Consider the following 18,858-nt stretch of genomic DNA (forward strand, 5'->3'; position numbering starts at 1 on the left):
GTTTTTCAGAACTGGAAGTAGATGAAGGGCTGGATGTCGCTCGACTTGATTTGCATCACGCACCAAATCAGCACGGCGGCCATCAGCACCTGCACCACGAGCGGCGAGCGCATCACCACGCTGCGGGCCATCTGGTCGACCCGCCCCGGGAGCATGTGGAGCAGGTAGCCCGTGCCGATGAGGGCGAAGACCCCCGCATAGCCTGCAAGGGCCTGCGGAATGACGGCGGGGTTGAAGTTGGTGAAGATTTGGTGGAGCATCAGCTCGACGCACTGCATCGATTCGGCGCGGAACATCAGCCACCCGAAGCAGACGAGGTTGAAGGTGAGGAAGATGCCCGCGATGCGGCTCAGCGGGTGCATCTGCGCACCCGAAATCTTGGCGCCGGGGACGAGGGCGAGCCACATCTTGTGGAGCGCCAGCGCCACGCCGTGCAGCGCGCCCCACAGCACGAAGCGGATGGCGGCGCCGTGCCACAGGCCGCCCAGCAGCATGGTGAGGAGCAGGTTGATGTAGGTGCGCACGCGCCCCTTGCGGTTGCCGCCCAGCGAGATGTAGAGGTAGTCGCGCAGCCAGCTCGAGAGGGAGATGTGCCACCGCCGCCAGAACTCGGTGATGGTGGCCGACTTGTAGGGGGCGTCGAAGTTCTTCGGGAAGCGGAAGCCCAGCAGCAGGGCGATGCCGATGGCCATGTCGGAGTAGCCCGAGAAGTCGCAGTAGATTTGCAGCGCGTAGCCGTAGATGCCCATCAGGCACTCGAAGCCCGAGTAGAGCAGCGGTTCGTCGAAGATGCGGTCGACGAAGTTGAGCGAGATGTAGTCCGAGATGACGGCCTTCTTGAAGAGGCCCGTCAGAATCAGGAAGACCCCCGTGCCGAACATTTCGCGCGTGACGAAGGGGCGCTGGCAAATCTGGGGGATGAAGTCGCGGGCGCGGACAATCGGGCCCGCGACCAGCTGCGGGAAGAAGGAGAGGTAGAAGAGGTAGTCGAGCCAGTGGTCGAGCGGGCGCAGCTGCCGGCGGTAGACGTCGATGGTATAGCTCATCGACTGGAAGACGAAGAAGGAGATGCCCACCGGCAGGAAGATGTTGCGGAATTCGAGGAATCCCTGTCCGAAGAGCTGGTTCGAGAGGTCGATGAAGAAGTTCGTGTACTTGAAGTAGCCCAGCATGCCGAGGTTGATGGCAACGCTCAACGCCACGAACCACCGTCGTGCGCTCTGCCGCTCGGTGCGGGCGATGGCGTGGGCGAGCCAGTAGTCGCTCGCCGCGGCAAAGACCAGCAGCAGGAAGTAGATGCCGCTCGACTTGTAGTAGAAGTAGAGCGAGAAGAGGACGACGTAGAGCACGCGTGCCGTCTGGGCGCGGCCCAGGGCGCTGTAGAGGAGCAGGAATCCCGCGAAGAGGAACAGGAAGAGCCCGCTGCTGAAAATCAGCGGCGACGAGGGGTCGTAGAGCAGCAGCGATTGGAGTTTGTCCGCGAGGTCGTCCGTGATGGGAAGGGTCATTGCAACGAGGTGTTATCGGGGTCCTCCAGCATGACGCCGGAGAAGAGTTGCCGGTCGAGGCGGACGATGTGCAGCGAGTCGATGACCCCCTGCTGCATTTCGCGGCGACGAGCCTCCGCCTCGAGCCTCAGGGTCGCATCGCCCAGTGCGGCGTTGAGGGCGTCGAAGAGCGCCCAGGCCACCTGTCGGCCGCCCGCGTAGTTGATGTGGGTGTAGTCCTTGCCCGCCCAGCCGCTGGCCACGAAGCGCTCCATGCCCCCCAGCACGCGCATGGCGTCGCTCGTGGGCCAGAAGGCGGCTCCCGTATTGCGGGCCGCACGGCGCTGGCATTCGCTCATGTAGGGGACGGCATCCATCGGCTCGAAGCCCGCCTCGCCCTTGACCGAGCGGTCGCTCACGCCCAGCACGAGCACCGCCGCGCCGGGGAAGCACTGTCGTACGTAGGCCACCATCTTCTCGACCTGGCGGCCGTAGCTGTTGTAGGCGTGTACGCCCGCCTGCATGATGTTGAGTCCGTACTGGAGCACCACCAGGTCGTAGCCCAGCATTGCGTTCACCTGGGCGTTGACCGAGGGGTTGGTCCAGAACATTGCCTGCCCGTTGTTGCTTCGCACCGAGTAGTTGTCGACCGTCACGCCGCCCCCTTCGAAGGTGGCGCCGTAGCCGATGAACCGGCGGGTGCCCGAGAGCACCTTGAAGCTCAGCGCATGGATGTGGGGCGCCGTGACGAGCAGCTGCCGCACGGCGGCGTCACCCTCGACGTCGAAGCTGCGGCTCAGCGTGTCGTTGAGCGTCGCCTCGATGCGGGCATCCTCCGGCGCGAGGAAGAGTACGCGGGCCGTCGTCACCGAGTCGAGTCGCTGTCGGGCGTCGGTCGCCTCCCAGCGCGTCGAGGCCCCCTCGTCGGGGCTGCAGACCCATCCCGAGACGAAGTAGTTGGCGCGCAGCTCCTCGGGCGTGCGCTGCCGCTGCATGATGTTGTAGGAGTTCCAACCGCGGGCCTGCGTGCGCACCGTGCGGCGGAAGGCCGTCAGCGGCGAGGCCATCGGGGCGAAACCCGTACCGCCGCCGCCATAGGCGCACTGGAGCCGTTCGCGCAGGTCGGCCGTCAGGATGTCGCCCTCGATGAAGGAGTCGCCCAGAACGGCGATGCGCACCGGCCGGCCGCCGAGCAGCGCCTCGTAGAATCGCTGCATGGGGCTCATGCCCGTCGTGTCGTAGTCCTCGATGGGGACGATGCGCGGTGTGAGGCGCACCGTGTCGGGACGCCGGGCGCGGAGGGTCGAGTCGGGCCGTGCGAGCGACCACTCGAAGGTGGTGCGGACGGAGTCGGCCAGCGAGTCGGCCACAATCCGTTCGGCAACCTGCTCCATGTCCACATGGAACTCCTCCTCGTCGAAGAGCGCGGGTTCGGCCTTGGTCTCGGCGGCATCCTCGAAGGTGAGCAGGTCGGAGAGGATGTTGGCACGCCGCAGATGGATGCCGCCCACGCTTTGGGGCGGAATGAAACTGACCCCCACGAGCACCGCAATGAGCATCGTGAGGGCTATACAGCCGCGGTTGAGGTAGTTCTTTTCGGGTTGCATCAGTCGCGGCGACCGAGGATGAGGAAGACGTAGTAAAGCACCGAGGCGATGGCGCCGAGCGCCGCCACCAGATAGGTGCGGGCCGCCCACGTGAGGGCCTCCCGGGCCTGGACGAGCTGTGCGCCCTGCATCGTGCGGCTCGACTCGAGCCACTCAAGGGCGCGGGCCGAGGCGTTGTACTCGACCGGGAGGGTGATGAGCGAGAAGAGGGCTGACATGACAATCAGCGCCACGCCAATCCAGCATACCAGCTCGTTGCGCGTGGTGGCCAGCAGCACCAGACCCAGCAGGATGACCCACGTGGCGGCCGACGAGGCGAACTGCACGACGGGAACCAGTTGCGAGCGGAGCGTCAGCGGGGCGTAGTCGCGGGCGTGCTGCACGGCGTGGCCGCACTCGTGGGCGGCAACGGCCGCCGCCGCGACGCTCGTCGAGTTGTAGACGCTGTCGCTCAGGTTGACGGTCATCGTCTGGGGGTTGAAGTGGTCGGTCAGGTGTCCCGCCACGTGCGTCACCTTGACGTTGTGGATGTTGTTCTCGCGCAGCATCTTCTCGGCGACCTGGGCGCCCGTGAGCCCGCCGGGGAACTGAACCTTCGAATATTTCTTGAACACCGACTGGAGCCGTGCCTGGACGATGTAGCCGGCGATGCCGATGGCGATGATGAGCAGAAACATGCCCGACGAAGCGGCGGAGAAGTGTGCGCTCTGTTGGGTGCCCGCATAGAGCAGGGCGATAAGTGGTTGTAACATGGTGTCGTGTTTTTGTTTTCCGTCAATTATTCCTTACGGAAAATCAACGGCAAATATAGGCATTTTATTTCGGAAGCGTACAAAAACGTGCGCCTCCGCGCGACTTTCCCTCGCCGGAGAGGAGTTTCGTCCGTTCGGCATCGTGCCGCCGCCCGGCGTCGGGGCGTCATCGGCATCGGCACCGTCTCCGGGCCGCCCCCTGCGTGCGGGGGTCGCCGCCCGGCGGCTGCGCTCAGTGACGGCGGACGGTGTAGTAGGCGCCGGCCTGCTGGGCGGGCATGAGCACCATGTCGTTCACGTTCATGTGGTCGGGCAGCTGCGCCACCCAGGCAATCGCCTCGGCGATGTCGTCGCCCGTCAGGGGCGTCACCCCTTCGTAGACCTTCTCGGCGCGCGCCTTGTCGCCGTGGAAGCGCACCTCGGAGAACTCGGTCTCGACCATGCCCGGGCGGATTTCGGTCACCTTGATGCCGTCGGCCAGCAGATCGGCGCGCATCGACTGCGAGATGGCGTGCACGGCGTGCTTCGAGGCGCAGTAGACCGCCCCGTTCTCGTAGGGCTCCGTGCCGGCGATGGAGCCGATGTTGAAGATGTGGCCCCGGTGGGCGGCCACCATCTTGGGCGTGATGACGCGCGTGACGTAGAGGAGTCCCTTGACGTTGGTGTCAATCATCGCGTCCCAGTCGGCCGTGTCGCCCTGGTCGATGTGCTCCAGTCCGGCGGCCAGTCCGGCGTTGTTGACCAGCAGGTCCACCCGCTCGAGGGGCTCCAGCACGCGGCGCACCTCCTCCTCGGAGCGCACGTCGAAGCAGAGCGTCGTGCAGCAGGCGCCCAGCGCCTCGATTTCGCGGCGGAGCGTCTCGAGCCGCTCGGCGCGGCGGCCCGTTGCCACGATGTCGTATCCTTCCTTTGCCAGACGGAGCGCCGTTGCGCGGCCGATGCCGGAGGTCGCTCCCGTAATCAATGCCAGTTTTTTCATTGTTCCGGGGTTTAGTGATGGGCGAAATTACGAAAAAATATGTTACTTTGCACACAATTCCATAAAACCCCGAGTCGTGAACCTTCCCTTTTTCATCGCGCGTCGTCTGGCCTCGGCCTCGTCGGGCAGCAAGCCCGGCGTGATGGTGCGCATCGCGGTGGTCTCCGTGGTGCTGAGCGTGGCGGTGATGCTCCTCTCGCTGGCCGTCATCGTGGGCTTCAAGCGCGAGGTGGTCCGCAACCTGACGGGGCTGGCGGCGCATGCCGTGGTGACCGACATCCGCGGGGTTTCGGCCCCCGATTCGGAGCCCGTGCGGCGTACGGCCGCCCTCGAGGAGCTGCTCCGCAGCGTCGAGGGCTTCGCCTCGATGGCCCCCTATGCCGCGCGCAGCGGCATTGTCCGCACGCAGGACGCCGTGCAGGGGGTGCTGCTCAAGGGGGTCGACGCGAGCTACGACTGGTCGTTTCTGCGCAGCCGCCTGCGCCGCGGGGAGCTGCCCCGAGTGGGCGACTCGCTGCGGACGAAGGATGTGCTGCTCTCCGAGCTGATGGCGCGCCGTCTGAAGCTCGACGTGGGTGACAAGGTCGAGATGCTCTTCGTCGAGGGGAGCGGCATGCGCCCCCGCCGCGACCGCTTCCGCATCTCGGGCCTCTACGCGACGGGCATGGACGAGGCCGACGCCCTGCTGGCCTTCACCGACCTGCGCAACGTGCAGCGGCTGGCCGACTGGCAGGAGGACGAGGTCTCGGGCTACGAGCTGCGTACGGACGACTTCGCCCACTCGGACGACTTCGCGCGGCGGGTGGCCCTCCGCCTGCTCTACGACGACGGCGATGAGGCGCAGAACCTCACCGTCACGTCGCTGCGCGAGCTCTATCCCAACATCTTCGACTGGCTGGCGGCCCACAACGTCAACGCCGCCGTCATAGTGGGCATCATGCTTGTGGTGGCCTTCTTCAACATGGCCTCGGCGCTGCTGATTCTGGTGCTGGAGCGGACGCGGATGATTGGCCTGCTCAAGGCGCTGGGGATGCGCAACGGCCCGCTGCGGCGGATTTTCCTCTACCGGGCGGCCTTCATCGCCCTGCGCGGCATGGCGTGGGGCAACGGCGTGGGGCTGCTGCTCTGCCTCCTGCAGCAGTGGTTCCATGTAGTGAAGCTCGACTCGGAGGGATACCTCCTCTCGGAGGTCCCCATCGCCCTCGAGTGGGGGTGGTGGCTCCTGCTCAACGCCGGGGTGCTGGCGGTCATCGTCCTGCTGCTGGTGCTTCCTACCTATATTATATCATCGATTAAACCCGAACAAACCATCCGATACGAATGACGGTAAAACCCTACGATGAGGAGCGCCCCAAAAAGGCGCAGGTGCGCGACATGTTCGACCGCATAGCGCCGCGCTACGACCTGCTCAACCATACTCTTTCGTTCAACATCGACCGCCTGTGGCGCCGCCGCGTGGTGCGGCTTGTGCGGCGGCACGGCGCACGGCGCATCCTCGACCTGGCCACCGGCACGGGCGACCTGGCCATCGAGCTGGCCCGCCGCATTCCGGGCTCGCAGGTGCTGGGCATCGACCTCTCGGAGCAGATGCTCGAGCGGGCGCGCCGCAAGGTTACGGAGCGCGGGCTAGACGCCCGCGTGCGGCTCGAGGAGGGCGACGCCGAACATCTGCGTGTCGAGACCGCCTCGGTCGACGCCCTGACGGTAGCCTTCGGCGTGCGCAACTTCGGCGACCTCGAGGCTGGGCTGCGCGAAATGGCCCGCACAATAAAACCGGGGGGTGTGGCCGTTATTCTGGAGTTCTCGGAACCGAAAGGGGCACTCTTCGGCCGCCTCTACCGCTTCTATTCGGGATGGCTGCTGCCCCGCATCGGCGGCGCCGTCTCGAAGGACCGCAAGGCTTACGAATACCTGCCCGCCTCGGTCGAGGCCTTCCCCGAGCCCGAAGCCTTCATGGAGCTGATGCGCCGGGCGGGATTCCACAACTGCCGGGCCCGGAGCCAGAGCTTCGGAATAGCCCGGATTTATACGGGAGAACGATGATGGAACGAAACGAAACAACGACCCCATGCTGCGCCGCACGCCCCGTGTGCGGCAGCGGAACGGAACGAGGTGCGCACGGGCGCACGGAGACAAAGCGCGCGCGTCGGTTGCGGCCGGCGGTGCGGCGGCTCTGGTGTGCGGCGCTGCTGCTGGTGGCCGTCGCGGCGAGCTCCTGCTCGGGAGCGGTCGAGCGGGTGCGCCGCAACATCCGCTTCGAGGGGGTCGAGTCGGTCGCCCTGCACGGCCTCTCGGGCGTGGACCTCACGCTGCGGGCCGTCAACGATACGGGCCGCACGCTCCGGCTCAAGGAGGCGGGCTTCGACCTCTACTGGGGCGAGCGGTGTCTGGCCAGCGCGCGGCTTGTCGACGAGGTGGTGCTGCCGCGGCGGAGCGAGGCGAGCCTCGGGACGCGGTGGCGGCTGCAGGCCTCCGACCCGCTGACGCTGCTGCTCGTCGGCCGGCGGCTGCAGTCGGGCCAGACGGCCGAGGCCACCGTCACGTGGCATGCCCGCGGGCGGTATGGGCTCGCCTCGGCCAATCTTTCGCAGGAAAGGGTCCCTTTGTCGGATTTTTTGCGTAACTTCGGGCTGTCGGTCGATGACCTCAAGAAACTATTCTGACCTTTCTGACTATGCGCACGTTCATCATGCTGATTGTGGCCCTTGCGGCCGCAGGTTCGCTTCGGGCCCAGTCGCTCGAGGCCTTCAAGGAGCAGCTGGCCCGTCCGGCCGCCTCCGAAGCCGCCCTGGGGACGGCCCGCGTCACGGTGCGCGAGGATGCCCAGGCGGCCCGCGCCGTGAAGGAGCTCTCTTCGGGTGAGACGCAGCTGCGTTTCCGCGGCTACCGCGTCTGCATCTTCTTCGACAACGGGCAGGATGCCCGGGCCAAGGCCGTCGAGGCCAAGACGCTCTTCGAGGAGCACTTTCCCGGCATCCGCGTCTACATGGTTTATGAGAATCCCTACTTCAAGGTGACGGCCGGCGACTGCCTCACTTCGGAGGAGGCCATCATCCTGAAGGGACGTGTCCAGGGGGTCTTTCCGAAGGCCTACGTCAAGAATGAGGAGCTGACGGCGGCCGATTTGGTGAAATGACTGATACCTACGGGACAAAGGTGGCGTAAAGCTGTATTTTTTTCTCTTTTTTCTTGCATAATTCCACCGATTATGTAATTTTGCGGCGTAAAAAAATAACCATTAAAATTATTCCTGCTATGAAAAAGATTTTTTCTTTTGTCGTTGTTCTGGCTGCCGTTGCAATGGTAGGCTGCGCTGGTAACTCGAACAAGAAGGCTGCCGAGGTTGAGGCTGAGGCTACCGAGGCTGCTGTAGAGTGCACCGAGGAGTGCGACTCGACGAAGGTTTGCGCCGAGGCTTGCGATTCGACGAAGGCTGCCGCCGCTGAGGAGGTTGCCCCCGTTGAGGAGACGAAGTAATTGCTCCACGGAACATCTGTTCGAGAGGACTCTTCTACAAGAGCCCTCTTATTTTTTTGTCCTGTGCCTGTTTCGGGGCGGCGTGCGGGGTGCGGTCACCTCTTCCGTCCGTCCGGCGGAGTGCGATTGAGGCAGGCTGTGTGCAGGCAATACACGGCAAAAGGCCCGTCACCGAAGCGGTGACGGGCCTTTCGTCTCTTGGTGTGTGCCTCTTCCTTGGGATGGTTCGCCGCTTCGGGCGTGGGGCGGGCCGGCTTCTCAGCTCTTGAGCTTGTACTGCGAGGGCGAGAGTCCGGCGTGGCGCTTGAAGTAGCAGCCGAAGAAGGACTGGTTGGGGAAGTTCAGGTAGTAGGCTATCTCCTGGATGCTCATGTTGGAGGACTTGAGCAGCGTCTTTGCCTCGAGAATCACGTAGTCGTCAATCCATTCGGAGACCGACTTGCCGCTCACGCGCTTGATGAGCGAGGTGAGGTATTTGGGCGTGATGCAGAGCTTCTGAGCATAGAACAGGACGCTCCGCTCCGACTTGTAATTCTCGTTCAGAAGTTTCATGAACTCCTTGAAATAAAACTCGTTGCGACTTCGTATGGGGGGCTCTGGCGAGGCCTGCTCCTCCGCATGCAGGGTGAGAATGTCGCACGACTTGTAGATGGTGGCCGTGACCAGCGCGTCGACCACGTCGCGTGAGAAGGGCGTGTCAGGGGCAGCCAGCTCCTGCTCGACCTGCGAGAGGAAACTGCGGAACGTCCGGCACTCCTCCTCCGAGAGTTCGATACAGGGACGGTTGGCGTAGCGGAGAAAGAGCGGCATCATGCGTTTGATGTCGACGTTGAGACGTTGCATGAACTCCGGGGTGATGATTACCATGTGGGCGCAGAATCGCTCGTCGGAGTGTACCTGGATGATGTTTTTGGGAGCATAGATGAACATGCTGTCCTTTGAGAACCGGAAATTGTTGAGGTTGAACGATATCTCGGCCTCTCCCTCCGTGCACACCCCGATGAAGAGGGCGTCGATGCGACAGGGGTAGCGGAACAGCCGGCGCTGCAGATTGTTGTTGGCCGTCATGCAACCCTTTGCAAGTTCCCGCTCGGGCGAGGCGCCCTGCATGGAGAGAAGCTGTGCAAGGGTGAAGCAGGGGATTTCTTCCGTTGGGTTGTTTGTGAGTTCCATTTTATTGTCGTCTTTTCATCGAATATAACGTAAATATTTGCGCTTAGTATTCGGAATGTCTCATTTTCGGAACATTCGGACAGTTGTATCTCCTTTTTGCAGAGCGGCCGCACGATGCCGTATCGGGCGGAGCCTTCTGCCCGGGTTGCGGGGCGGGGTGTGCCGGGTCGGGAGGTTGCGGCGGTGCAGGAAATAAGAACGGGCGGCCGAACATCGGCCGCCCGTCGTATCGAGGCTTTTATCGGACCCGAATGCCCCCTTCCTGCCGGAGGGCGTACGGACTCCTCGTGTTTCGAACTATTTCGAAGTCGTCTCCGCGGCGGGAGTCTCCGTAATGCCCAGCTCGGCCCGTACCTGCGGGGCAAGGTCGGTCAGCGTCGCCTCGTCGAAGTAGGCGATGGCACCCGTCGAGATGTCGAAGACGGCCATGAAGCCGTTGGCCTTGGCCACCTTGTCGATGGCTGCGCGAGCCTTCTCGACAATCGGGGCGAGCAGCTCGTTCTGACGCTTCTGGTAATCCTGCTGTGCCACCTGGCTGTAGTCCTCGAGGCGCTGCTGAAGCTCATAGAGCTCCTTCTCCTTGAGCTGGCGAACGGACTCCGAGTAGGTATTGTAGTTCTTCTGGAACTCCTGCCGCTTGTTGTTGAATTCGACGTTGATGCTCTCGACCTGGTCCTGCAGCTCCTTGGCAAAGCTCTCAAGGTTGGTCTGCATCTCCTTGGTCTCGGACATGTTCATGATGATTTCCTGGGTATTGATGCGCCCGAACTTCTGGGCGAAGAGCGACGTGGCGCTCATCATGAGTGCTACCGCAAGGGTCAGTTTGATGGCTCTTTTCATGGTGAATCAGTTGTTTTTGTTGTCTTGTTATTTGTTTGTTGTTTTCAGTCGTTCGATAATTTGCTGCGTATGGTCGGCGCGCTCCGAGTTGTAGAGCAGCGTCGGGTTGTTGGCCGAGTCGACGACCAGGTCGGCCCCCACCTCGGCGGCATAGGCCTCGATGACGGCGAATACCTGCTTCTGAATCGGCTCGATGAGCGCCACGCGCTGTTTCATGAGCGTACCCTCGTTGCCGAAGATGCTCTCCTGATACTGCTGCGCCTCCTTCTCCTTGGTCAGGATGGCGTTTTCGCGGCTCTGCTGCATGGCGGCCGTGAGCGTACGCTTCTGCGCCATGTAGGTATTGTAGAGCTCCTCGACCTCGGCAAAGCGGGCGTCGACCTGCTTCTGGTAGGCCGAAGCGAGCGAATCGAGCTGCTCGATGGCCGCATTGTAGGTGTCGAGCGACTTGAAGAGCTTCTCGCTGTTGACGGTGATGCAGTTCTGGGCGGCGACGGTTCCGGCCGCAAGCACGAATGCCGCAATCAAAATCAGACGTTTCATAGTTCCGTTTTTATCAGGTTCTCTTGGCGGGTGGGGGCGGTTTGCGCCACAAAGCACCCATAAAGATAACTCTTTTCTTTCAAATTTATTGCCAGCGGCCCCGTTTTGTCTGCCGCAAACGTCCGGCATGCCTCAAATTCGTCCGCAGCCGCTTCGGGGAACCTCCTCCGGGTCGGACTCCACCCGGCACCGCTTACTCCATCCCGGGGCACCTTTCTCTCCGGTCCGGGGCACTCCTCGCTCCATTCCGGGGTATCCCTCCCTATTAATCCGGGACCCGGCTCACTCCGGCCCGGGGCGTCAGAACTGCTGACCGAGGACGAAGTGGAACTGGCTGCCGCTCTTGGTGGTCGAGCCTGCCGGTGCGTCGAAGCCGTAACCCCAGTCGATGCCCAGCATACCCACCACGGGCAGGTAGAGGCGGACGCCGAAGCCGGCCGAACGCTTGATTTTGAAGGGCGAGAAGGTCTTCCACGACGAGAAGCCGTTACCGCCTTCGAGGAAGCCCAGCACGTAAATCTGCGACGAGGGCTTGAGAATCACCGGGTAGCGCAGCTCGACCGTATACTTGTTGTAGGCGCACGAGTAGCTGCCCACGGGGTCGAGCGCTCCGTCCTCGTAACCGCGCATCGAGATGATGTCGATACCGTACATGTTGTATCCCGACATGCCGTCGCCACCGACCTCGAATCGCTCGAAGGGCGATACCTTGTACTTGTTGTAGTTGCCCAGGTAACCCATCTCGGCCTTGGCCATCAGCACGAGGTTCGAGTTGCTCGAGAGGGCCTGGAACCACTGCGCCTTGAGCTGCCACTTGTGGAACTCGACCCAGCGGTAGCGCGTCTGGTTGGCCTGGTCACGCACCGAGCTGCTCAGGCTCGTGTTCTCGGCCGTTTCGGCCAGCTGGCGGTAGTTGAGACCGTCCCAGAGCGAGTAGGGGGGCGTGAACTGCACCGAGGCGGTGAACTCCGAACCGCGGCGCGGATAAATCGGCTGGTCGACCGAGTTGCGCGAGAGAACCAGCTTGAGCGAGAGCATGTTGGCCGAGCCGTTGGTCATGATGAACGACGACCAGTTCTTGAGCGAGTAGCGCTCGTAGGCCGCCTCGGCGTAGAAGGTGAAGTAGGGGTCGGGCCACGTCAGGCGCTTGCCCAGACCGGCCGCCACGCCGTAGGTGCGGAAGTACTGCGTACTGGTCTGCCAGACGTAGTAGGCGTCGTTCTGGTCCGAATAGTGGGCCGAAAGGGTGAACGAGTTGGGCTTGTGGCCGCCCAGCCAGGGGTCGGTGAAGCTGAAGGCGAAGGCCTTGTAGTAGGTACCGTTGGTCTGGGCCGAAATCGAGAGCCGCTGGTTCTGGCCCATCGGGTAGGGACGCCAGGCCCCCTTCTTGAAGAAGTTCTTCATCGAGAGGTTGTTGAGCGTGATGCCCACCGAACCGACGAAGGTGCCCGAGCCCCAGCCGCCGGCGATGTTGAACTGGTCGGAGGCCTGCTCCTCGAGCGGCCAGTTGATGTTCACCAGCTCGTTCGAGACGGGCTTCACGTCGGGCATGATGGCCTCGGGGTTGAAATGGCCCATCGAGCTGAGCGTACGCATGGTCTGCATGAGCAGCGAGCGGTTGTAGAGCTCGCCCGGGCGGACGTAGAGCTCGCGGCGGATGACCTCGTCGTCGACGCGCTGGTTGCCCGTGATGCCCACCTCGTTGATGGTGAACTGCTTGCCCTCGAAGACCTTGATTTCAAGGTCGATGGAGTCGGGAGCGATGATGATTTCGGCCGGCTCAATCTGCGACATCAGGTAGCCGTTGTTCTGGTAGAGCGACGAGACGGACATGGCGTCGGGGTCGGTCTCCTTGCCGATACCCAGACGCTTGTGCATCGACTTCTTGTCGTAGGTGTCGCCCTTCGAGACGCCGAACATGTTCTGCAGGAAGTCGGTCTCGTAGACCGAGTTGCCTACCCACGTGACGTTGCGGATGTAGTACTTGTTGCCCTCCGAGACCTCGATGTCGATGCCCAGCCGCTTGTTGTTGATGAAGTAAATCGAGTCGCGCACCACCGTGGCGTTGCGGTAGCCCCGCGAGTTGTAGAAGTCGATGAGCAGCTCCTTGTCGGCGGCGTAGTCCTCCTCGTTGAGCTTCGAGTTGCGGAAGATGTTGATGCTCCGCTGGTGGGTCTTCTTGAAGGTCCGGCGCAGCCGCTTGTCGGTGAACTGCTGGTTGCCCATGAAGTTGATGCGGCCGATTTTGACCTTGTCCTTGCGGTCGATGATGAAGGTGACGTTGACGCCCTGGGGCCGCACCGTGTCGTTTTCGATGCGCACGTCGACCTCGGCGTTGCGGAAGCCCTTTTCGGCCCAGTAGGCCTTGATGAGCTTCTTGTTCTTGTCGAGCACGTAGTCCGAGAGTTCGCTGCCGCGGCGGAGCTTGAGCTTGTCGAGCAGGTCGCGCTTCTTGCCCTTCGTGATGCCCTCGAAGCCCCAGTTGTAGACGCGGGGGCGCTCCTTGAGGAAGACCTCCAGGTCGAGGCTGTCGCCCTCGATGGTGGCGCCGATTTTCACGTCCGAGAAGAAGCGCTGGCTCCACAGACGCGAGATGGCGTTCGAGATGAAGTTGCTGGGCAGATAGACCGAATCGCCGGCGATGAGGCCGGCCGACGACTTGAGCATCTCCTCGTTGAGGTACTGCACGCCGTGGACGTTGATGTGGCGGATGTAGTAGCGCCGCGGGGCGCCGTCCTGGGAGAACATCGGGGCGTTCTGGTCGAACTCGGGAGCGGCCGCGGCCGTCGAGTCGGCGGGGGGCTCGGGGTTCTCCTGGCGGGCGAATATATGGGGGCAACTGAGCAGCACGGCTGCGGCTGCGAGGAGTACGGTTTTACCGAAATACTTCATCTATTCAATTAGTGTCTTTCCGTTTGACTTACGCATCATCGGCCGGGATGCCTCACTTCGCGGGCGGCTCGGCATCATTTTTCTTTTCGTGAACCAGGCCGAAGCGGCGGTCCCGGCGGGCGTACTCCTCCAGCGCGCGGTCGAACTCCTCCTCCGTGAAGTCGGGCCAGAGCACCTGCGGGAAGTAGAGCTCGGCGTAGGAGGATTGCCAGAGCAGGAAGTTGCTCAGGCGGTATTCGCCGCTGGTGCGGATGACCAGGTCCGGGTCGGGATAGTCGGCCGTGTCGAGCGCGGCCGAGATGCACTCTTCGGTGATGGCCTCGGGTCGCAGTTCTCCCCGCGCGGCCTGCTGCGCCAGATGGCGCACGGCGCGCGTGATTTCGCTCCGCGACGAGTAGTTGAGCGCCAGGATGAGCGTCAGGGTCTGCCCCTGGGCGGTCTGCTCCTCGGCGCGGGCCAGGTAGTGCTGCACCTTTTCCGAGAAGCGGTTGCGGTCGCCAATCATCCGGATGCGGACCCCCTGGCGCTGCAGCTCGGGCGTTTCATTGACCACGCTCGTACAGAAAAGCTCCATCAGGGCGTCGACCTCGGCGCGGGGGCGTCCCCAGTTCTCGGTCGAGAAGGCGTAGAGGGTCAGATACTTCACACCCCGGTGCGATGCGGCCCGCACCGTCGTGCGTACGGCCTCCACACCGGCGATGTGGCCCTCGTAGCGCTCCTTGCCGCGCAACTCGGCCCAGCGGCCGTTGCCGTCCATGATGATGGCGACGTGTTGCGGTATGCGTTTCTGTTCACTCATATAGGGTGCAAATATAGGGAATTTAATTCAAAATGGTTCAATCCTGCCGCCAAATTGAGGGCGATGAAACGACGCTCCATCCCCACCGACCCGCTGTTGCGCGGAGCCCTGAGGCGGGCGGTCAGCTGCGGATGTCGATTCCCCACATCATCTTATTGCGTAACGTGTCGTAAAATGATATATTGTGGGGCACGGCCAAAAAAATCTTCTGCTCAGCACGTTCGACGGTGAAGACCGCCTCGGGCGCCACGGCGCAGGTGCGGTTGTCGAGCGTGACGAAGGGGTCCGAATGGCGGGCGCGGATGTGGAGCCGCACGCGGCTCGTGTCGGGGATGACCACCGGCCGCATCGTGAGGTTGTGGGGGGCGATGGGGGTGATGACCATGCAGGAGCAGGTCGGGGCGACGACCGGCCCTCCGGCGCTGAGCGAATAGGCGGTCGAGCCGGTGGGGGTCGAGACGATGACCCCGTCGCCGTGGTAGGTGGCCACCATCTGCTCGTCGACGTAGGTCTCGACCGAAATCAGCCCGGCGCCGTGGCGCTGGACGGTGAATTCGTTGAGGCATAAAGTCGACTCGGGCTGCTGTGCGAAGCTGCCCCGCACCTCGAGCAACGTGCGCGGCTCGGTGCGCAGCCCGCCGTCGCGAATCTCCTCCAGCAGCGGGGCCATGCCTCCGGTCGGGACGCTGGTCAGGAAGCCCAGGTGGCCGGCGTTGACGCCCAGCACCGGGACGGGGGCTCCGCCCAGCCGGTGCGCCCCCTCGAGCAGCGTGCCGTCGCCGCCGTAGCAGAGCATCACCGCCGCGCGGGCATCCACCTCCCCGACGCGGCTGCCGTAGCGCGCCGACGGGGGGAAGAGCCTGCCGGTGAGGCGCTCGGCCACGGGGGCGAACTCCTCGTTGACGACGCATTCGAATCCGAAGGCATCGATGCCGTCGAAGAGCTGGCGGAGCTCCCCGGCGTCGTGCGCCACCTGCGGGCGGGAAAAAAGTATGATTTTCATCGGCAGAGTTTCGAAATTTTACGTAACTTTGACCTCGCGGAACGGGGCCCGAAAGCCTTCCGGGCGGCCTTTCCGCAACGAAACGTCCACCCGGCGGGGCTGCCTGCGGTTTCGCTCCGAAGGCCGCCCTTGACCGCAAAGTTAGTGATTATTATGACAAAATTAAGTGTAAACGTCAATAAGATTGCCGTCATCCGCAATTCGCGCGGCGGCAACATGCCCGACGTCGTGCGCGCGGCGCAGGACATCGAGCGCTTCGGAGCCGACGGCATCACGGTGCACCCGCGTCCCGATGCGCGCCACATCCGCTACGACGACGTGCGGGCGCTCAAGCGGGTGCTTACGACCGAGTTCAACATCGAGGGCAACCCCATCCCGAGCTTCATCGACCTGGTGCTCGAGGTCTGCCCGACGCAGGTGACGCTCGTGCCCGACGCTCCCGACGCCATCACCTCGAATGCCGGCTGGAATACCGTCGCCAACCGCGACTTCCTCACCGGGGTGACCGCCCGCTTCCACGAGCGGGGCATCCGCGTCTCGATATTCGTCGACCCGGTAGCCGAGATGGTGGCCGGCGCCCGCGCCTGCGGCGCCGACCGCGTGGAGCTCTACACCGAGGCCTATGCGCGCGAATACGCCGCCTCGCCCGAGCGGGCCGTGGCTCCCTATGTGGCTGCCGCCGAGGAGGCCCGCCGACAGGGGCTCGGCCTCAATGCGGGCCACGACCTCAATCTGGAGAATCTGGCCTACTACATCGGGCGGATTCCCTGGACCGACGAGGTCTCCATCGGCCATGCGCTCATCTGCGACGCCCTCTACTACGGGCTGGAGAACACTGTGCAGCTCTACCAACGACAACTCAAACACTGACCGATATGAAAAAACTGCTCTTTCTTGCGCTGCTGCTTGCGGCGGCGCTTCCCACCTTTGCGCAAAGCTCCTACAACTTCCAGCGCCGCAGCCTCTTCGAGGTGCTGCCCATCCATTCGAACGATATCGTCTTCCTGGGCAACAGCATCACCGACGGCTGCGAGTGGGCCGAACTCTTCGACAACCCCCGCATCAAGAACCGCGGCATCAGCGCCGACCGCACGGGCTGGATGCTCGAGCGACTCGACCCGATTGTGAAGGGGCAGCCCAAAAAGCTCTTCCTGCTCATCGGCACCAACGACCTGGCGGCCGGCATCGCCCCGCAGACGGTCGTCGACAACATCCGCCGCATCCTCGAGCGCTTCCGCACGGAGTCGCCCCGTACGAAGCTCTACGTGCAGAGCATCTTCCCGGTCAACGGCGTCGATGCCGGCGGCAAGACGCGCAAGCACTGGTCGAAGGGTGCCGAAATCATCGAGACCAACAAGCTGCTGCAGGAGCTCTGCCGCGAGCTGGACATCCCCTATCTGGACATCTATTCGGTGCTGGTCGACGAGCGCGGACTGCTCGACAAGCGCTACACGAACGACGGTCTGCACCTGACGGGCGAGGGCTACCTCGTCTGGAAGAAGGCCATCGAGCAGTACGTGAAGTAACGTGGAGCCGCTGTCGCAACCCATATTCCGCCGCATCGGGCGCATTGCCGACGAGCGGGGCGTGAGGGCCTTCGTCGTGGGGGGCTACGTCCGCGACTACTACCTGCACCGCCCCTCGACCGACATCGACGTGGTGGTGGTCGGAAGCGGCATCGAGGTGGCCGAGGCGCTTGCCGCCGAGCTGCACGCCCGCGTCTCGGTCTTCAAGACCTTCGGCACGGCGATGGTCCGCTGCCGGGGTGTCGAGGTCGAGTTCGTGGGGGCTCGCAAGGAGTCCTACACCCGCGATTCGCGCAAGCCGCAGGTCGAACCCGGCACGCTCGAGGATGACCAGCGCCGCCGCGACTTCACCATCAACGCCATGGCGTGGTCGCTCAACGGCGACACGTTCGGCGAGCTGGTCGACCCCTTCGGCGGCATGGAGGACCTCGAGGCCTGCATCATCCGCACGCCGTGCGACCCCGACGTCACCTTCTCGGACGACCCGCTCCGCATGATGCGCGCCGTGCGCTTCGCCACGCAGCTGGGCTTCTCCGTCGAGGAGGAGACCTTCGAGGCGATTCGCCGCAACCGCGAGCGGATTCGCATCGTCTCGCGCGAGCGCATCGCCACCGAGCTCAACAAGATTGTCCTCTCGCCGGTCCCCTCGATGGGCTTCGAGCTGCTCGACCTGACGGGGCTGCTGGAGCTGATTTTCCCCGAACTGCACCGCCTGAAGGGGGTCGAGCGGCGGGGTCAGCACGCCCACAAGGACAACTTCATCCATACGCTCAAGGTGCTGGACAACGTGGCGCGCCGCTCCGACGACCTCTGGCTGCGCTGGGCCGCGCTGCTGCACGACATCGCCAAGCCGCTGACCAAGGGTTACGACCCCCGCGCGGGGTGGACCTTCCACGGCCACGAGGTGCTGGGCTCGAAGATGGTGCCGGCGATTTTCCGCCAGCTCAAACTGCCGCTCAACGAGCACATGAAGTTCGTCCAGAAGCTCGTTTTCCTCCACCTGCGCCCCATCATCCTTTCGGAGGAGCAGGTCACCGACTCGGCCGTGCGGCGGCTGCTCTTCGAGGCGGGCGACGACGTCGAGGCGCTGATGACCCTCTGCGAGGCCGACATCACCTCGGGCAACGACGCCAAGGTGCGCCGCTTCCTGGCCAACTTCGAGCTGGTGCGGCGCAAGATGAAGGATTTGGAGGAGCGCGACCGCATCCGCAACTTCCAGCCGCCGATTACGGGCGAAATCATCATGGAGACCTACGGCATCGGCCCTTGCCGCCTTATCGGCGACATCAAGGAAGTCATCAAGAATGCGATTCTCGATGGCGAGATACCCAACGAATATGCCGCCGCCCATGCGCTGATGGAGCGTCTGGCGGCCGAGCACGGGCTGCGGCCCGTGGCGCGGCCTGCGGCGGAGGGGGCGGCCCCGGCAGAGGCTGCGGAGCCGACTGCGGCGACAGCTCCGGCGGCTGCAACCTCCCCGGCTGCTATGGCGACCTCCGCGCCGGAGGGCCTGGCGGCGGAGCCCTCTTCTGCCGTTTCTGCGGAGGCGGAGGCAGGTGCGGCATCGGAGCGCCCGGCGGTTTCGGCGTCGGATACCCCGGCCGTTTCGGCCGAAGCAACCGGAAAGATTGAACGGTCCGACGCATAGTCCGCCCGGAGCGCAGCAGCGTTCATCCGGCCGTGAAGGGGCTTTGCGTTGCCCTTCTCCGGCGTAACAAAAACAAGCCGACCGACATCTACGGATGTCGGTCGGCTTGTCATTTGATGTCGGTCGTCTTTT

The 18,858-nt window shown here is 63.7% G+C and carries 17 protein-coding genes and 1 pseudogene; 8 read left to right on the forward strand and 10 right to left on the reverse strand.

All coding sequences use genetic code 11. From position 1 onward, the window contains the following. Positions 1 to 5: 5 nt before the first annotated feature. From C8267_RS08360 to C8267_RS08375, 4 genes are all read right to left on the reverse strand, one after another. On the reverse strand, positions 6 to 1,508 hold the full coding sequence (locus C8267_RS08360; protein WP_106634322.1) for an MBOAT family O-acyltransferase: 1,503 nt from the start codon (positions 1,506 to 1,508) through the stop codon (positions 6 to 8). Further along, a complete protein-coding gene (locus tag C8267_RS08365; protein ID WP_106634428.1) occupies positions 1,505 to 3,097 on the reverse strand; it encodes a hypothetical protein in 1,593 nt (530 codons plus the stop codon). Before C8267_RS08365 ends, C8267_RS08360 begins: the two co-directional genes overlap by 4 nt. Continuing rightward, entirely contained in the window at positions 3,094 to 3,846 is a 753-nt protein-coding gene (locus C8267_RS08370) for a zinc metallopeptidase (protein ID WP_106634323.1), read from the reverse strand. The genes C8267_RS08365 and C8267_RS08370 overlap by 4 nt, the downstream gene beginning before the upstream one ends. A 232-nt stretch (positions 3,847 to 4,078) precedes the next feature. Next, a complete protein-coding gene (locus tag C8267_RS08375; RefSeq protein WP_087359824.1) occupies positions 4,079 to 4,825 on the reverse strand; it encodes an SDR family NAD(P)-dependent oxidoreductase in 747 nt (248 codons plus the stop codon). Positions 4,826 to 4,901: 76 nt separating this feature from the next. On the opposite strand from C8267_RS08375, the gene C8267_RS08380 reads away from it, so the two are divergent. From C8267_RS08380 to C8267_RS08400, 5 genes are all read left to right on the forward strand, one after another. After that, positions 4,902 to 6,149: an ABC transporter permease gene (locus tag C8267_RS08380; RefSeq protein WP_106634324.1), complete on the forward strand. Its 1,248-nt coding sequence runs from the start codon at positions 4,902 to 4,904 to the stop codon at positions 6,147 to 6,149. Continuing rightward, entirely contained in the window at positions 6,146 to 6,868 is a 723-nt protein-coding gene (ubiE, locus tag C8267_RS08385; protein ID WP_087359830.1) for a bifunctional demethylmenaquinone methyltransferase/2-methoxy-6-polyprenyl-1,4-benzoquinol methylase UbiE, read from the forward strand. Before C8267_RS08380 ends, ubiE begins: the two co-directional genes overlap by 4 nt. Next, the gene (locus C8267_RS08390; RefSeq protein WP_158699767.1) at positions 6,868 to 7,488 is read left to right on the forward strand and encodes a hypothetical protein; all 621 of its coding nucleotides are present in this window, start codon (positions 6,868 to 6,870) and stop codon (positions 7,486 to 7,488) included. The genes ubiE and C8267_RS08390 overlap by 1 nt, the downstream gene beginning before the upstream one ends. A gap of 11 nt (positions 7,489 to 7,499) precedes the next feature. Further along, complete coding sequence (locus C8267_RS08395) at positions 7,500 to 7,961, forward strand: hypothetical protein (protein WP_106634325.1); 462 nt, start codon at positions 7,500 to 7,502, stop codon at positions 7,959 to 7,961. Between the two features lie 119 nt (positions 7,962 to 8,080). Continuing rightward, positions 8,081 to 8,302, forward strand: a complete 222-nt coding sequence (locus tag C8267_RS08400; protein ID WP_087359838.1) for a hypothetical protein — start codon at positions 8,081 to 8,083, stop codon at positions 8,300 to 8,302. A 258-nt stretch (positions 8,303 to 8,560) separates the two neighbouring features. Here C8267_RS08400 and C8267_RS08405 read toward each other — a convergent pair whose 3' ends face one another. The 6 genes from C8267_RS08405 to C8267_RS08430 all read right to left on the reverse strand — a co-directional run bounded on the left by C8267_RS08405 (position 8,561) and on the right by C8267_RS08430 (position 15,552). Then, positions 8,561 to 9,475 (reverse strand): helix-turn-helix domain-containing protein, encoded by a 915-nt coding sequence (locus tag C8267_RS08405; RefSeq protein WP_106634326.1) that lies wholly within the window; start codon positions 9,473 to 9,475, stop codon positions 8,561 to 8,563. Positions 9,476 to 9,772: 297 nt separating this feature from the next. Further along, the gene (locus tag C8267_RS08410) at positions 9,773 to 10,315 is read right to left on the reverse strand and encodes an OmpH family outer membrane protein (RefSeq protein ID WP_087359843.1); all 543 of its coding nucleotides are present in this window, start codon (positions 10,313 to 10,315) and stop codon (positions 9,773 to 9,775) included. A 27-nt stretch (positions 10,316 to 10,342) separates the two neighbouring features. After that, positions 10,343 to 10,858 (reverse strand): OmpH family outer membrane protein, encoded by a 516-nt coding sequence (locus tag C8267_RS08415; RefSeq protein WP_106634327.1) that lies wholly within the window; start codon positions 10,856 to 10,858, stop codon positions 10,343 to 10,345. A gap of 300 nt (positions 10,859 to 11,158) precedes the next feature. Next, complete coding sequence (locus C8267_RS08420) at positions 11,159 to 13,750, reverse strand: BamA/OMP85 family outer membrane protein (protein WP_087359849.1); 2,592 nt, start codon at positions 13,748 to 13,750, stop codon at positions 11,159 to 11,161. Between the two features lie 52 nt (positions 13,751 to 13,802). Next, complete coding sequence (locus C8267_RS08425) at positions 13,803 to 14,549, reverse strand: isoprenyl transferase (protein WP_106634328.1); 747 nt, start codon at positions 14,547 to 14,549, stop codon at positions 13,803 to 13,805. 121 nt (positions 14,550 to 14,670) lie between these two features. Further along, positions 14,671 to 15,552 (reverse strand): NAD(+)/NADH kinase, encoded by an 882-nt coding sequence (locus C8267_RS08430; RefSeq protein WP_106634329.1) that lies wholly within the window; start codon positions 15,550 to 15,552, stop codon positions 14,671 to 14,673. Positions 15,553 to 15,705: 153 nt separating this feature from the next. On the opposite strand from C8267_RS08430, the gene C8267_RS08435 reads away from it, so the two are divergent. From C8267_RS08435 to C8267_RS08445, 3 genes and pseudogenes are all read left to right on the forward strand, one after another. Then, entirely contained in the window at positions 15,706 to 16,422 is a 717-nt protein-coding gene (locus C8267_RS08435) for a pyridoxine 5'-phosphate synthase (protein ID WP_106634330.1), read from the forward strand. 5 nt (positions 16,423 to 16,427) lie between these two features. Next, the gene (locus C8267_RS08440; protein ID WP_087359861.1) at positions 16,428 to 17,078 is read left to right on the forward strand and encodes a GDSL-type esterase/lipase family protein; all 651 of its coding nucleotides are present in this window, start codon (positions 16,428 to 16,430) and stop codon (positions 17,076 to 17,078) included. 10 nt (positions 17,079 to 17,088) lie between these two features. Continuing rightward, a pseudogene (locus C8267_RS08445) lies at positions 17,089 to 18,474 on the forward strand (CCA tRNA nucleotidyltransferase); the annotation flags it as partial. Positions 18,475 to 18,858: the final 384 nt, after the last annotated feature.

This window comes from Alistipes sp. Marseille-P5061 (genome assembly GCF_900290115.1).
GTDB classification, from domain to species: Bacteria; Bacteroidota; Bacteroidia; order Bacteroidales; family Rikenellaceae; genus Alistipes; species Alistipes excrementigallinarum.